10 protein-coding genes and 1 other RNA gene are annotated in these 15860 nt (G+C 41.8%); 4 read left to right on the top strand and 7 right to left on the bottom strand.

The features are described from left to right. Positions 1–88: 88 nt before the first annotated feature. On the top strand, positions 89–3664 hold the full coding sequence (locus tag DEO27_RS11205; RefSeq protein WP_112566323.1) for a VCBS repeat-containing protein: 3576 nt from the start codon (positions 89–91) through the stop codon (positions 3662–3664). 67 nt (positions 3665–3731) lie between these two features. Further along, complete coding sequence (locus DEO27_RS11200) at positions 3732–5912, top strand: CRTAC1 family protein (RefSeq protein ID WP_190295383.1); 2181 nt, start codon at positions 3732–3734, stop codon at positions 5910–5912. Positions 5913–6099: 187 nt separating this feature from the next. On the opposite strand, the gene DEO27_RS11195 is transcribed toward DEO27_RS11200, so the two are convergent. The 3 genes from DEO27_RS11195 to DEO27_RS11185 all read right to left on the bottom strand — a co-directional run bounded on the left by DEO27_RS11195 (position 6100) and on the right by DEO27_RS11185 (position 8015). Continuing rightward, on the bottom strand, positions 6100–6519 hold the full coding sequence (locus DEO27_RS11195; protein ID WP_112566330.1) for an OsmC family protein: 420 nt from the start codon (positions 6517–6519) through the stop codon (positions 6100–6102). Between the two features lie 55 nt (positions 6520–6574). Next, the gene (locus DEO27_RS11190; RefSeq protein WP_112566334.1) at positions 6575–7369 is read right to left on the bottom strand and encodes an alpha/beta fold hydrolase; all 795 of its coding nucleotides are present in this window, start codon (positions 7367–7369) and stop codon (positions 6575–6577) included. 148 nt (positions 7370–7517) lie between these two features. Next, positions 7518–8015, bottom strand: a complete 498-nt coding sequence (locus DEO27_RS11185) for a Crp/Fnr family transcriptional regulator (RefSeq protein WP_223818217.1) — start codon at positions 8013–8015, stop codon at positions 7518–7520. A 319-nt stretch (positions 8016–8334) separates the two neighbouring features. On the opposite strand from DEO27_RS11185, the gene DEO27_RS11180 reads away from it, so the two are divergent. After that, positions 8335–9153 carry an alpha/beta fold hydrolase gene (locus DEO27_RS11180; RefSeq protein WP_223818216.1) on the top strand — a complete coding sequence of 273 codons (819 nt, stop codon included), beginning with the start codon at positions 8335–8337 and terminating at the stop codon, positions 9151–9153. Positions 9154–9871: 718 nt separating this feature from the next. Here the strand turns inward: DEO27_RS11180 and ssrA are convergent. From ssrA to DEO27_RS11155, 4 genes are all read right to left on the bottom strand, one after another. Next, positions 9872–10240, bottom strand: a transfer-messenger RNA (tmRNA) gene (gene ssrA / locus DEO27_RS11170). Between the two features lie 118 nt (positions 10241–10358). Further along, on the bottom strand, positions 10359–11420 hold the full coding sequence (locus tag DEO27_RS11165; RefSeq protein WP_112566344.1) for an acyltransferase: 1062 nt from the start codon (positions 11418–11420) through the stop codon (positions 10359–10361). 104 nt (positions 11421–11524) lie between these two features. Further along, positions 11525–12751 carry a pyridoxal phosphate-dependent aminotransferase gene (locus DEO27_RS11160; RefSeq protein WP_112566348.1) on the bottom strand — a complete coding sequence of 409 codons (1227 nt, stop codon included), beginning with the start codon at positions 12749–12751 and terminating at the stop codon, positions 11525–11527. A gap of 132 nt (positions 12752–12883) precedes the next feature. After that, a complete protein-coding gene (locus DEO27_RS11155; protein ID WP_091207513.1) occupies positions 12884–13282 on the bottom strand; it encodes a DUF1573 domain-containing protein in 399 nt (132 codons plus the stop codon). Positions 13283–13418: 136 nt separating this feature from the next. Between DEO27_RS11155 and DEO27_RS11150 the strand changes: the two genes are divergently transcribed. Further along, positions 13419–15854 carry a thiamine pyrophosphate-dependent enzyme gene (locus tag DEO27_RS11150; protein WP_112566352.1) on the top strand — a complete coding sequence of 812 codons (2436 nt, stop codon included), beginning with the start codon at positions 13419–13421 and terminating at the stop codon, positions 15852–15854. Positions 15855–15860 lie beyond the last annotated feature (6 nt).

Raw genomic sequence — 15860 nt, 5'->3', positions numbered from 1 at the left:
CCCGTTGGCGTTATACCAACTCCCGGAACAATTAACAAAGATAGGCTGTGTTTAACAGCCTATCTTTTCCATATAAACCAATTGATAGATGAAGAAATTTTACCCGGCTTTATTACTGGTTAGTGTTGTTATCTTTTCGTGCGCAAAAAAGAAGACAACGTTGTTTGAACTAATATCATCTTCGCATTCTGGCATTACCTTTAATAATTTAATTACAGAAAACGATTCGATCAACCCAATTGATAACGCTAATGTTTACAACGGTGGCGGAGTTGGCATAGGCGATTTTAACAATGATGGATTACCGGATATTTATTTTTCGGGCAACATGGTTTCAAACAAGTTGTACCTCAACCGCGGAGATTTCAAATTTGATGATATCACTGAGAAGGCTGGAGTAAATGGTTTGGGGAAATGGGGCAGGGGAGTTGCTGTTATTGATATCAATAATGATGGTTGGCCTGATATTTATGTGTGCAATTCGCTGTTACAGGATGGTGTTAAAAGGCAAAATCTGCTTTACGTTAATCAGGGGACAGACAAAGAGGGAATACCTCATTTCAAAGAAGAGGAGAAGGCTTACGGTCTTGATATACAGACCTACTCTACTATGGCGACCTTTTTTGATTATAACAATGATGGCTGGTTGGATATGTACCTCACCGTTAATCGCCCCGGCGATAATTATTATGCCAATCAATTCCGCCCCATTATCACAGACGGCAGCGGTAAAAGTACCGGGCGGTTATATGAAAATAAATGGGACAGCAAGCTGAAACACCCGGTATTTACCGATGTGTCCAAAAAAGCCGGAATATCCATTGAAGGTTACGGGCATGCGGCGACGGTTGTAGATATAAACAGAGATGGGTGGAAGGATATTTACGTTACCAACGATTTTATTTCGCCCAATATCCTCTATATTAATAATGGCGATGGCACGTTCACCAACAGATCAAAGGAGTACTTTAAGCATACTTCAATGAACGCGATGGGGCAGGATATTGAAGACCTCAATAATGATGGCCTGGCCGATGTATTTGAACTGGATATGTCACCACCGGATAACTACCGCAAAAAAATGATGTCGATGCCGGATGCCTACCAGTCGTATGAATTGTTTAATCATTACGCTTATCAATACCAATACGCCCGTAACACTTTGCAGGTAAACCAGGGACCAGGGTTAGGGCAAAATGATTCAATAAAGGGACCTGTATTCAGCGAAACAGGTTTTTTAAGCGGGATAACCGAGACCGACTGGAGTTGGACGCCTCTGATAACGGATTTCAATAATGATGGGTATCGCGACATCATCGTCACCAATGGTTTTCCAAGGGATGTTACCGACCACGATTTTATTGTCTTCAGAAATAACCCTTATTCCACAGCCTCAAAAAAAACTATTTTAAACCAGATCCCTACCGTCAAGATCCATAATTACGCTTTTCAAAATAATGGCGATTTAAACTTTGGCGATGTTTCAAGCCAATGGGGTTTGGATATACCAACGTTTTCAAACGGTGCGGCTTATGCAGACCTGAACAATGATGGGGCGATGGATATGGTGATCAATAACATCAATGACGAGGCACTTGTTTATAAAAATAACAGCCGGACACTTACACCTCAAACATCAAATTATTTACGCGTTAAACTAAACGGCGATAGCTTTAACAGGAACGGCATAGGCGCATGGATAGATATTTATTACGCAGGTGGGCAGCATCAGGTGTATGAAAATAATCCTTACCGCGGGTACTTGTCAACCATACAAAACATTGCACATTTTGGTCTCGGAAAATATAGCGTTTTAGATTCTGTGGTGGTAAGATGGCCAAATAAGCATAAACAGGTTTTAAGAAGTGTAAAGGCCAATCAAATGCTGAATGTAAATATAGGTGATGCCAATCAGCCTTATAATTGGGTTGTGCCACATAAAAATACGGGCTCCCTGTTCACTGAAATTACGGGTGCCGCCGGTATTAATTATAAGCACAAGGAAGATGACTTTGCAGATTTTTCCATTCAAAAACTATTACCCCACAAATTATCAGCTTATACGCCGGCACTTGCAGCAGGGGATATTGATGGCAACGGCCTTGATGATATTGCTATTGGAGGTAATAGTAAATTTCCGGCTCAGGTTTTCCTGCAGCAGGCTAACGGGCGGTTCAGCCAGCGGAATTTGATAGAAGCGAAGCCGGATAGCGCGAATTATAAAGATGAAAGTTTATTACTTTTTGATGCCGATGGCGACGGTAAGCTGGATTTGTACGTTGCCAGCGGTGGTTACGAAAGCGCGCCGGGGACTAAAAATTATGCCGACCGCGTTTATCTTAATGATGGGCGGGGACATTTTATGGAACAAAAAGATGCGTTGCCCGGTAATTTAACAAGCAAGTTATGTGTGAGGGCATTTGATTACAATAAAGACGGTAAGCTGGATTTGCTGATAACCGGTCGCGTTGATCCATGGCATTACCCAAACCCGGTATCGTCTTTTATTTTACGAAACGACAGTAAGCCCGGAAAACTGCAATTTACGGATGTGACCTCATCTGTTGCACCCTGTTTAAAAAACCTGGGGTTGACCTGTGATGCACTGGTGACCGACTATGATAACGATGGCTGGCCTGATCTTATTATTGCAGGCGAATGGATGCCGATAACTTTTATCAAAAATGTTCATGGCAAATTCGTTAACTCAACAGCCGCTTCGGGAGTTACCGGCAAAATTGGCTGGTGGAATTCGATAGTTGCAGGAGATTTCAGGCATAGTGGCAAGATCGACTACATAGTTGGCAACCTTGGAAAGAACAGTTTTTTCAAAGCGAACGACAAAGAGCCTGTTTATATCACCGCCGGCGACTTTGATAAGCGCCGAACTACAGACGCCTTTCCATCCCTATTCCTTACAGATACCGATGGGGTAAAACGCGAATTTCCATCTTTTGTTAGGGATGATGCCGTTAAACAAATGATCAGCCTGCGGAAAAAATTTACAAACTACCGCTCTTTCGGTCATGCAACCTTGCAGGATCTGCTCTCGCCGGAGCAATTCAAAAGTGCCTTACGGCTAAAAGCTAATACGCTTACCTCATGCTACCTTGAAAATTTGGGCAACGGTAAATTCAGGATGCATCCCCTGCCAAATTATGCCCAGGTATCTGCCATTAACGGGATGGTAGTTGATGACTTTGATGGCGATGGTAATTTAGATGTCGCTATTAACGGGAATGATTATGGCACAAATGTTTCGGTTGGCAGGTACGATGCCTTAGATGGCTTGCTCCTGAAAGGAGATGGCAAAGGCGGCTTTAAACAACTCTCAATTTTACAAAGCGGAGTCTACATTCCAGGGGATGGTAAAGCCCTTGTAAAACTTAAAGGTAAGGATAACAGGTATTACCTGGCTGCCAGCCAACGCAACGGGAATTTGCAGTTGTTAAAACTTAACATGCCGGCAAAAACAATAAGGATTGAGTCACAGGACGCGTATGCTGAGGTATCTGCAAAAGATGGCTCAGTTACCCGACAGGAGTTTTATTATGGTTCGTCTTTTTTATCACAATCAGCAAGGTTTTTGAATGTGAGTCCCGGTACACAAAAAGTGACGATTGTATCAAATAATGGCAAGATTAGGGAGATTAAACTTGATTAATGCCGAACATATGTTAAAGAATGTAATTGTTCGATTTATCGCAACGTTGGGCTCGGGAAAAACACCAATGAAATTGCATGCAAAGTTTTTGTTCCTGATACCGGCTTTATCGCAGATTTTAGCTTGCCGTGAATCTCCGGAACAAAAGATGATAAGTATCATTACAGATCTGAACCGAAAGGATTATAACAGCCGTAACCCGTTTTGCCCGGAAGCTAAAGTTGCCCAATGTGATAGTTTACTGAAAGTGCCGGGAAGGGAAAACGACTTTTATGTTTTAAACACCAAAGCCAAACTATTACTGGAAACTGGCGATGAAAAGCAAGCAGTAGCCATTTATGAAAAAATGGGAACAGGCAACGATAGTTCAAAACGCGATTTATTTGAACCGGATATGGGCCTCGCCTATATGCGTTTAGGCGAACGGACTAATTGCATGCTTAATCACAACCGGATGTCATGTACTTATCCAATACGAGATAATGCAATTCACATAAATCAAACCGGTTCGCGAAATGCCATAGCTGTTTATGAGCGCATTTTGAAGAAACATCCGGCAGACCTTGAATCCCGCTGGATGCTCAATATCGCCTACATGACACTGGGACGCTACCCGGATAGCGTGCCCAAGCCGTTTTTAATCCCCGGCCTTAACAAAACTTCCGCGGCCCAAATAAAGCCTTTTACCGATATGGCTGCCGATGTTGGCATTAAATTGAACAGCAGGGCAGGAGGCGCCATAGCCGATGACTTTAATAATGATGGTTATATTGATTTGGTAACTTCGGGAACAGAGCTCGACGATCACATGCATTATTTTCAGAATAACCAGGACGGGGCCTTTATTGACCGGTCTGAAACGAGCGGCTTGTTAAAGTTTACCGGGGGATTGAATATCCAGCAAACTGATTACAACAATGACGGGAAGATGGACATTTTTGTATTGCGCGGTGCATGGAAAAAGAACGGTTTCGGCAACCAGCCAGCCTCGCTGTTGCGAAACAACGGCGATGGTACTTTCACTGATGTGACTGTATCCGCCGGATTACTTTTTTATCATCCAACCCAGGCCGCCGTATGGGCCGATTTTAATAACGACGGATGGCTTGATGTATTTGTAGGAACGGAAGGTTTCAATAATGGCGATAGCGTCAATATCCACCGCAGCATGCTTTACATCAATAACCACAATGGCACGTTTAAAGAAGTTAGCCATCAAGCGCATTGCGATGTGATGTCATACGTGAAAGGAGTTACATCGGCAGATTTTAATAATGACGGATTGCCAGACATTTTCATTTCGACAATGGACGGCCGCAAGTATCTTTTAAAGAATAAGGGTAGCAAGGTGGGTGTACCCGATTTTGAAGATATTACAAGACAATCTGGAATAGCAGCAAACACCAACAGTACCTTTACCACCTGGTTTTTCGATTATAACAATGATGGCTGGCAGGATATCCTGGTTGCAGATTATAAATTTGAGGCGCCGCTCGGCTACTATTCGGCTGCTGAAGCACTTGGCAAGCCCATACCTAACGCGGGAAATATATACTTGTATAAAAACAACCATGATGGTACTTTCGCTGAGGTTTCTAAACAAGTTGGCCTCGATAAGGTAGTGTTTAGCATGGGGGCAAACTTTGGCGATATCGATAACGACGGTTTTCCTGATTTGTATTTTGGTACAGGAAACCCGGATTTTGGTTCCCTTATCCCAAACAAGATGTTCAGGAATGTGGAGGGGCAGCGATTTGAAGATATAACAAATATTTCTGGCACCGGAAACCTTCAAAAAGGCCATGGCGTGGCGTTTGCCGATTTCAGAAACCGCGGTTTACAGGATATCTTTATTGAAATGGGTGGCGCTTATGCCGGTGATGCTTACACCAGCGCTTTGTATGTAAACCCGGGGCAGAACAACAATAACTGGATAAGTATAAAAGCAGAAGGCACGAAATGTAATAAAGCTGCAATCGGTAGTCGATTGAAAATTACATTTAATGATAACGGCGTCAAAAGGAGCGTATATCGGGAAATTAACTCCGGTGGCAGCTTCGGATCATCACCAATCCAGGCAGAAATAGGTGTGGGACACGCCGGTATTGTAGAAGAGCTCGAGATTATATGGGCAGGCAGTCATAGCGTTCAACGATTTCATAATTTGGAAGTGAACCGGTTTTACCGCGTTACAGAAGGAAATAGCAGAGTAGGACAGGCTAAGTTGAAAAGGCTTAACTTAATGTAGTATGACCAATTTCAGCAGGATGCAAGTAATCTACGTAGTTATACCAATTTTGGCTGGGTATATCATCCAAATGGGTATTTATAAATGATGAATAAGGCTACAAAGTGTTAAAGCTATCAAAATAAAAAAACTCACCGGCGATTAACCGATGAGTTTCAGGATGCATGCTACATAATGCTTCAGATTATTAAGCGTAAACAACAATTAATGTAATGGGCACATTCAACGCTTTGGAAATAATACAATGGGCTTTTGCGCCTTCAGCGATCTCAGTAAATGTTGCTCCATCTACGCCGTCAATAACACTGGCTCTTAAATCCAAATGAATACCGGTAATGCTCAATGCTTGCATATCAAGATCTACTGTCGCTGTCGTAAAAATATCGCCGGCAGTGATGTTGTGATGTGCTAAAGTAGCGCTAAGCGCCATCGAAAAACAACCTGCATGTGCGGCGGCGATCAGTTCTTCGGGATTGGTTCCGATGCCGTCGGCAAAGCGTGTTTTGAAGGAGTAGGGTGTTTCGTTAAGCACTGTGCTTTGTGTGCTGATCTCGCCTATACCTTCTTGTAAAGTACCGTTCCAATGTGCTTTTGCTATACGTTTCATGATTTTCTGATTGATGAGTTAAAGAATTTATTGTTTAATGGAGTTTTGTCGACTGTTATTTGCTTTCGGCGATTAGAATTGCAGTCAGTTTGTCAGGCATGGAAATAAATGGAGTATGGCTGCTTTGCAGGGTGTATACTTTAGCTACTTTGTTGTTTTTTACCATAAACTGTTGCGCAGGATAACTGATAGCATGGTCATTGGCCGTATGGATATAGACTTTTTTAACGCTGCCGAAATTCTTTTCAGTCAGGTGGACCGGCGTAGCCAGCGGTGCCAGTGGTTCTGGTTTAAGGTTGGCAGCGATATATTCTTGAACCTGCTGCGGTGCGTCGGCCGCAAAAATATCTGCGGCGGAATCCTTGGCTATAATAGCAGCGCCGTGTTCTTTGTCGATAGTAAGGGATTTGCCGATATGAGATGCAGGGTCTTGTTGGGCTAATGATAAAAGACTGTCGCCGTCATGCGGTAAGGCTGCCGCAAGGAAAATCAGTTCTTTAATTTGTGCGGGTTTGTCCTCAGCAACCTGGCTAATCACCAGCCCGGCAAAACTATGTCCCACCAACACAACATTGGTGCGGGTGCCGATAGCTGCTTTTACCTGGTCTACATAAGTTTGGAAGGCGATACCGGCAAATGAGGTGGTATCTTTTCCGTGACCAACGAGGTTAACATTGATTACTTCTTCGCCCTGTGCTTTTAACAATGGGGTTACTGCATCCCATGACGATGCATCAGACCACGCGCCGTGAACCAATACAATAGTCTTTGAATTTTTAGTGTTTGTTTTTTGGGCTTGAGCAGTAAAACCTAATACGCTCATCGCCAACATTATTATTGCTGTTTTCATGTTTGTCTTGTGCCTAATTGTTTAGGACAGGACAAACATCGGGCGATGTCGCCGCAATAAGTTTAACCGAGGTTAAAATCGAAAAATCTCTGGAAAAACTTTTTTCACTGGATTTTAATAATTCAGAAAGCTGATGGAGGTAATAGATTTACTTTCCAACCATTCTCTTACGAATCCGGCTCAGGGATGGCCCCTGGATACCCAGATACGAAGCTATATGATATAATGGCACAGAGTTGAAAATATTCGGATGTTTTTCCACCATTTCCCGATAACGGTCTTCGGGTGTTTTAAACAGGAATCCTTCTGTATTAACCATAACCTCATGAAACGCTGTTTCGGCCACAATTCTTCCAAACCGTTCCCATTGATGTGATTGGCTGTAAAGCTCATTCAGATGATCGATGTGTATATATAGGATGAGCGAATCAACCATCGCCTCAGTATAATATTCGCAGGCGGTTTGCGCTAAAAAACTTTTATAGGATGTTACGAATTGCTGATCGGTAAAAAATAGCATATTTTTTTCTTCCCCCGTATCGCTGTTTACCCGGTAGATCCTAAATACCCCATTGATCACAAACCCCAGATGTTTGCAAACATTTTTATATTCATTATAAAACTCGTTTTTTTTATACTGTTTCAATTCCAGTAAGGCAGTGATAAGTCAAAAGCTTCCGCTTTCATACCGGCAGCTCCTAAAGTTGCTCGTAGCAGTTCTATTTCAGTTCCGTTCTCTGACATGCGATAAAAATATTAATTTTAATAACACCAAAAACCCATACGCCGCCGTAATCAGCAGCTATCATTATTACTACTCAATCGACATACAGGTTGCGTCATAGGTTAGCTTTTTGATGAGTTTACACTATTTTCCGATTTTAACCTTGGTTAAACTTATCCGGGATGCATAATCGGATGTTTGTGGTGTCCTAAACAATTAGGCACTCACAAACATGAAAAAAATGATGTTAATCTTATTTGTCGTAGCTACAGCTACTATTATGTTCTCTTCTTGCTCAAAAAAGAACGAAATAAAACCCACTCCTAAAAATTATGTACTGGTGCACGGCGCATGGCAGGCACCTTATGTATGGGATGCCGTAAAAACTACTCTCATCAGCAAAGGCAATAATGTAACCGTTGTAGAGCTTCCCGGCCACGGCAGCGATCAAACAGTTCCGTCAACCTTAACCTTAAACAGTTACAGGGATAAAGTTCTTGGTACCATCTCAAATATCAACGGCAAAGTTATTCTTGTAGGTCATAGCTTAGGCGGGATGATCATCTCTGCTGTTGCCGAGCAAAACCCTTCTAAAATCGAAAAACTGGTTTATCTGTCTGCCTATATGCCAACCTCCGGCCAATCTTTACTTGATCTTGCACTAACCGATGCCGGCTCAAGTCTCGGCGGTTCAATTAAGGGGCAAAAAATATTAATCGAAAACAATGCTGTTGGAATTCTTGACGTGCTGCACGATCAGATTACGAACGTTTTTATCCAGGACGGTTCAACCCAGGCTCAAAATCTTGTACTGCAAAATTACCGTTCTGAGCCCCTAATTCCATTTACCAATCCGGTAACACTGACTGTTGCTAATTTCGGATCTGTTGAGAAGGTTTATATTAAAACCTTGCAGGATCGTGTGGTTTCCCCTGTTTTACAAGACAGGATGATTGCAGCTAGCAATGTAAAAACGGTATATCAGTTAAATACCAGCCACTCGTCATTCCTGGTAAAGCCCGATTCTTTAGCCATATTACTAACCAAAATTGGTCAATAGGTAGTTAAGCTACTTGAAATTAAACGAAATCCAAAGCCGACATCCCGTCCGGATAGCGGTTTTGATTATTTATACTGCTCCCATTGTAAAGTGATAGACGCGATTGAAAGAAGACGATTACTCAGTCTAACATAAAATTTAATGATAACAAGTGCTCAATTAATATCAGGGCAGAACACGCACATGAACAGTTTCTGCAAATATGTGATCTGATGAATCTGAAATCCAATCAGATGAAATTCATAAAAAAATGCGGAAAGTGCGATTGACCGGGAACTGGCGAAAAACAAAAAAGCAGTAGCGGAAAAAAATCACAATTAGATCAGTTGCAGGATAAACTGATGGCAGTCGAAGAAAAATGGATACACGATCAGATCTCAAAGGATACTTATGACCGCTGGACAGGAAATTATAACAGCGACATCGTATTCTTACAAGCCGAGATCAATAAACTTAATAAAGATCAGTCTCCGGCTCTGGCTATTTTAAATAAACACCTGCACCTGCTTACTGACCTCAGATATGTATTTACTCAGGCAGATACGATACAAAAACGGGAATTTATAGCGCAGGGGTTCGATAGCAACTTATACTACGAAAATGGGGTCTATCGAACCCCTACGATGCTTGAAATATTTTCGCATAACTACCTGAAAATGAGAGAGAAAAACTTGTTGGTTTTTGAAAAAAAAGGGGATTTTCTTGCGAAAATCCCCGCGGGTGGAGCCGGAGGGATTCGAACCCTCGTCCAAACATGGTATAAGGTAAGCTTTCTACATGCTTAGCTTCTGTTTAATTGTAGGGAAGGGGAAGGTCAGTCGCTTACCTATACCGTCTTCCTTAGGTGCTTTATCTCGTTCGCTATGCACACCTTAAGCAAACCAGTTTCATCTTTCGATGCCCCGATTGCCGATCCGATGAAACGGAAAACCGGCGGGACAAAAGCTATGCTAATTCTAAATTAGGCAGCTAAGGCGTAGTTATTTTCGCCATTTGTAAGTTTGAGCGTTCAGATTAAAGCGCTAATTCACCCAACGCGCTGCATGCTTACCTACTTATCTCCATCCTGTCAATTCCGGTCGACCCCATTTTTGAGTCTGCAGTTGCCGGTGGGCAGTTTGCAGTTAAGCGGTTACAAATATACGGATTTACTTTGCAGTTGCGGAGAATAGTTCATGGATTTTAATCGTCATTACAACTAAAATTTATCCGGCGACATATTTTAACAGCGGTAGCTTACTCATCACATAGATCAGGAGACTGGACAGTAAAAAGGTTAATAATGCCACTAATGGAATACTGAAAATCGGGTTAAAAATGTTGTATGTGATATCATTAAGCTCAAACACATTTAAGATGAAAGCATGGCTAAGGTATAAGCCCAGGGTATATTTACCTACATTGTTTATGAGTTTGTTTACAACCGGGTTTAAATTGACTTTAATAAATCTTGCCATTAAAAACGCGCTCGACGACAGTATAACTATAAAAGGACTAATTGGCTCGTAAAAGAAAGTATTTAAGTTTTTGGTTTTCAGCAATATAAAATACGTACCTGAAGCTATTAGTAAGGCGCATGATACAAATACCAACGCCGCGATTGGAGCTATATTTTTAAATTTAAATGGCTTATAAGCGAGATAATAGCCAAGTACAAGATACCCAATATAGCCAGTAAAGTTGTGCAGATCGATGCCGGGATCTAATATGGTTAAATAAGGGCGGCTCAAGATTACTGTTAAAAACCAGACACCTAAAAAGTACAACAACTCTTTTTCTGTTGCGTTACGTACAAACTTGCTTATTACGGGTATAAACAGGTAAAGGCCCATTAAAAGATAAACGTACCATAAATGATAATAACTACCGGTTTGCAGTTGCTGTAGTACAAGTTTTATATTAGGCCATATATTGTCTGATAGTTCTATTTCCTCGTTGTAAAGCCTATAACCTATATAAACGAAACTCCAAAAAATGAACGGAGGTATGAGTCTTCCAAATCGCCTTTTTAAGAAATCTTTAAGTTCATACTCGCGCTGTAATAATAAAGCTCCTGTTATCATTACAAAAACAGGTACACAAAAACGCACCAGGGCATTGTAAGCATCAGCAGCAAGCCAATCGTTAATAGTAGCATCTTTAACACGGAATAACAGGGGAGATGCTGTATGCAGAACAATAACTGCAAACATAGCTATCGACCTCAAATTATTCATCCAGTTGATATTTTGATGTTTGTCTGTACTAATTGTTTGGCTAAATTTCATTGAATAGGCCTGTGATATACTATGTGCGATTAACCGGTTAGGGCAAAAAACAACAAAACCCGTTTTGAGCCGGGTTTTGTCTTAATTAAGATATATAAAATGATTTAATTACCAACTGCCAGTTCTGAATTAGCAACTGTTCTGCCCGGATAAACTTTCAATGCTTCATCCAAGCAAACCATAGCTTTTTTAAGATCATCGTTGTTCAACACGTAAGCCATACGTACTTCGTTTGATCCGGCGTCGGGCGTACTGTAAAAACCTGTAGCCGGAGCCATCATAACTGTTTCATTATTAAGGCTGAAGGTTTCCAGCATCCACTGGCAAAACTTATCGGCATTGTCTATAGGTAGTTTAGCCACCACGTAAAACGCGCCACCTGGGTTAGGGCAATAAACCCCATCCATTTTGTTTAATGCGTTTACAAGCGTGTCACGTCTGCTCGTATATTCTTTATTTACAGCCTCAAAGTAGCTGTCTGGCGTATCAACAGCAGCTTCGCCGGCAATTTGTTCAACCATACCGGCACTTAAACGAGCCTGGGCAAATTTCAATGCTGTGGTACGGAGTTCCTTGTTCTTGGTGATCATACAACCTAAGCGAGCTCCGCAGGCGCTGTAACGTTTACTGACCGTGTCCATTACCACAACGTTTTCTTCCAATCCATCCAAATGCATTGGCGAGATAAAAGTACGGCCGTCATAGCAAAACTCACGGTATGCCTCGTCCGAAAAAAGGTAAAGATCATATTTTAAAACCAGCTGTTTCAAAGCTTCCATCTCTTCTTTTGAATACAGGTAACCGGTAGGGTTATTAGGATTGCAGATGATGATCGCTTTAGTTTTATCTGTGATCAGTTTTTCAAACTCACTGATAGGAGGCAGGGCGAAACCATTGTCTATAAACGAAAGTATAGGCTTAACCACGATATCGCTTTGGCTGGTAAAACCATTATAGTTGGCATAAAATGGTTCGGGGATAATTACTTCATCTCCCGGATCAAGGCAGGCCATCAGCGCGATGCTGATAGCTTCAGAGCCACCTGTGGTAACAATAATATCCTCAGGCGTGATATTATAGTTCAGTTTATTATAGTACTCGGTAAGCTTTTTGCGATAGCTTAAAGTACCTTCGCTCGGAGTATAGGCCCAAACTTTAAAATCGATGTTTTTAATGGCATTAAGCATGCCATCTGGCGTAGCAATATCGGGTTGGCCGATGTTTAGATGATACACCTTTTTCCCATCCTGCTTAGCTTTATCAGCATAAGGTGTTAATTTACGAATCGGTGATGCGGGCATTCGCTGCCCTTTTTCAGATATTTTTGGCATCCTGCAAATTTACTAAATTGAAAATATAGTTTGTAAAACCTTTGTAAACGAAAAAAGACCCGTTTTCGGGTCTTTTAAATATTATTTTAAATATCCCGGTTGATATACGGGATATATCAAGCTCATAATAAATTACTTGCTTGCCGCGGGTTTAGCTACAACTTCACCAACAATGTTCAAATATTTTTCTGGTGTTACAGCGTTTGATTTAACAACAATGGTTTTGTTGAACGGTGCAGCAGCAGCAGCGTTGTAAGTGATTTTGATTGTACCTTTATCGCCACTTTTTACTGGAGTTTTAGTGTAATCGGCAATAGTACAGCCGCAGGTTGGCCTTACTTCTGTTAAAATAAGTGGCTCTTTACCAACATTGGTAAATTCAAACACAGTTGTAACCGGAGTGCCTTGTGGTATTTTACCGAAGTCATGTTTTTCTTCGTTAAATTTAAACTCAGCTTTTCCGCTATCTTGTGCTGATGCGGTGAAGGCAAAGCCTAATATTACCGCGCAAATCATTAATATCTTTTTCATACGTTATATTTGATTATTACAAATATAAAAGGTTTAACGTAATTACAAAACTATTACTAAAACTCCGGGTTTTATCTGTTAGTTTGCCTAATACAGAATAGAATTTTATACTTTTACCGTCTAAACAAAATTTTATATGCCTGAAACTACAACACGCGCTACCAGTAAATTTAATACTGCCGAGCTAAGTTTTGATGATTTCAAGAAGATTGTTATTGATGATTATCGTATTGGTTATGAGAGTCGTCAGGCCAGTTTGATAGGCCGCAGGGAAGTACTTACGGGCAAGGCAAAGTTCGGTATTTTTGGCGACGGCAAAGAGGTTGCACAACTGGCTATGGCCAAGGCTTTCCGCGCCGGCGACTGGCGCGCGGGCTACTATCGCGACCAAACTTTTATGTTTGCTACCGGCATGAGCAATATGAAAGAGTTTTTTGCTCAGTTATATGCTAATCCTGATATTGAAAAAGATCCTGCATCTGGCGGCAGGCAAATGAATTGTCATTACGCTACCCGTTTTGTAAATACCGATGGCAGTTGGGTTAACCAGGTTGAAACGATGAACAGCTCGTCGGATATTTCAACAACAGCTGGTCAGATTCCCCGTTTATTAGGTTTAGCATACGCGTCAAAATTATATCGCCAAAATAAAGAACTGGATTACCTGAAGCAGTTTTCGGTTAACGGTAATGAAGTAGCTTTTGGCAGCGTGGGTAATGGTGCAACATCTGAAGGCTCATTTTTTGAGACTTTCAACGCCGCAGGTGTGCTGCAGGTACCTATGGCTATTTCAATTTGGGACGATGCTTATGCTATTTCGGTTCCCGCCAGCCTGCAAACAACTAAAGAAGATATTTCTGAAGTATTAAAAGGCTTTCAGCGTGAAAACGGAAGCAACGGTTACGAAATATTTAAAGTTCGCGGCTGGGATTATATCGCCCTTTGTGAAACTTACGAACGGGCTATCAATATTTGCCGTGAAGAACATGTGCCAGTGCTGATCCACGTAACTGAAATGACCCAGCCACAAGGCCATTCAACCTCAGGCTCGCATGAACGCTATAAAAGTAAGGAGCGTCTTGCCTGGGAAGACGAGCACGATTGCCTGTTAAAAATGCGCGAATGGATGATTGCATCGGCTATTACTACCGAGATAGAACTGGAAGAGCTTGAAGCCGAAGCAAAAAGATATGTCCGCGAATGTCAGCGTGAGGCTGCTAATGAACTGGCTGTTGTAATAAAAGCTGAAATAGAAGAAGCTATAGGTTTAATAGATGCCTTCGCCGAATCATTACCTGCACAAAAAGAAACGATCTCGGCATTATCAGCAGGTCTACGTTCCAGCATTGATGCTGGACGACGTGAGATATTTACAGCCATTCGTAAAGCATTGCGATTAACGGTTCATGACGATAATGCCGAACGCAAAGCACTGTCGGATTGGTTGAAAGTGGAAGGTGTTAAAAATGCCGAGCGCTATAATTCAAAACTATTTACCGGAACTCCAGAATCACCTCTGTATGTGCCTGTTGTGCCAGCTATCTACAGTGATGATGCAAAGGTTATGGACGGTAGAGAGGTGCTAAACGCAGCCTTTGATGCTAACTTTGCCCGCGATAAAAGTATAGTTGCTTTTGGTGAAGATCTTGGTGCCATAGGCGATGTAAACCAGGGTTTTGCCGGTTTGCAGGCCAAATATGGTGAGATTCGCATCAGCGATACCGGAATTCGCGAAACAAGTATCATAGGGCAGGGCATGGGCCTGGCCATGCGTGGTTTAAGGCCAATTGCCGAAATCCAATACCTTGATTACTTAATATACGCTATAACAATTATCAGCGATGATATTGCCAGCTTAAGTTACCGTACTATGGGTGGGCAAAAAGCTCCGCTAATTATTCGTACCCGAGGTCATAGATTGGAAGGAATCTGGCATTCAGGTTCGCCCATGAGTGTTATTTTGGGCTCGATGCGTGGTTTTCATATTTGCGTACCCCGTAATATGACCCAGGCTGCAGGTATGTACAATACGTTGCTGAGAGGAGATGAGCCGGCATTGGTAATTGAATGTCTGAATGGCTATCGCCTAAAAGAAAAATTGCCTGCAAACGTGGGTGAATTTACTGTTCCACTTGGTAAGGCCGAGGTTTTACGTGAGGGTAATGATATTACGGTTGTATCATATGGTTCAACCCTACGTATTGTTCAGGAAGCCTCTGATGAACTTGCTGCTATGGGAATTAATATTGAAGTAATAGATCCTCAAACTTTATATCCATTTGATACAGAGAATGTTTGTGGTGATTCCTTAAAGAAAACCAGCAAGCTATTAGTTGTTGATGAAGACCTGCCTGGAGCCGGCTCAGCCTACATTTTGCAGAAGATATTGGAGAACCAAAGCGGATATTATTCGTTGGATGCCCAGCCTAAAACGCTAACTGCTAAAGAGCACAGACCTCCGTATGGCTCAGATGGCGACTATTTCAGCAAACCATCTGTTGATGACGTAATTGAAATCGTTTATGCCATGATGAATGAGGCTAATCCGTCAAAATACCCAGCCATTTATTAATAAATT

This window comes from Mucilaginibacter rubeus, assembly GCF_003286415.2.
In the GTDB taxonomy this organism is placed as follows: Bacteria; Bacteroidota; Bacteroidia; order Sphingobacteriales; family Sphingobacteriaceae; genus Mucilaginibacter; species Mucilaginibacter rubeus_A.
Note: the sequence above shows the minus strand (reverse complement) of the source record. Positions and strands in the feature narration are given on the sequence as shown.

Bases quoted from the DNA above. Each gene is read 5' to 3' on its own strand.
- DEO27_RS11155 (WP_091207513.1), bottom strand. From the start codon at position 13,282: ATGAAAAAGATATTAATGATTTGCGCGGTAATATTAGGCTTTGCCTTC.
- DEO27_RS11180 (WP_223818216.1), top strand. From the start codon at position 8,335: ATGATGTTAATCTTATTTGTCGTAGCTACAGCTACTATTATGTTCTCT.
- DEO27_RS11190 (WP_112566334.1), bottom strand. From the start codon at position 7,369: ATGAAAACAGCAATAATAATGTTGGCGATGAGCGTATTAGGTTTTACT.
- DEO27_RS11165 (WP_112566344.1), bottom strand. From the start codon at position 11,420: ATGAAATTTAGCCAAACAATTAGTACAGACAAACATCAAAATATCAAC.
- DEO27_RS11160 (WP_112566348.1), bottom strand. From the start codon at position 12,751: ATGCCAAAAATATCTGAAAAAGGGCAGCGAATGCCCGCATCACCGATT.
- DEO27_RS11205 (WP_112566323.1), top strand. From the start codon at position 89: ATGAAGAAATTTTACCCGGCTTTATTACTGGTTAGTGTTGTTATCTTT.
- DEO27_RS11195 (WP_112566330.1), bottom strand. From the start codon at position 6,519: ATGAAACGTATAGCAAAAGCACATTGGAACGGTACTTTACAAGAAGGT.
- DEO27_RS11150 (WP_112566352.1), top strand. From the start codon at position 13,419: ATGCCTGAAACTACAACACGCGCTACCAGTAAATTTAATACTGCCGAG.
- DEO27_RS11200 (WP_190295383.1), top strand. From the start codon at position 3,732: ATGAAATTGCATGCAAAGTTTTTGTTCCTGATACCGGCTTTATCGCAG.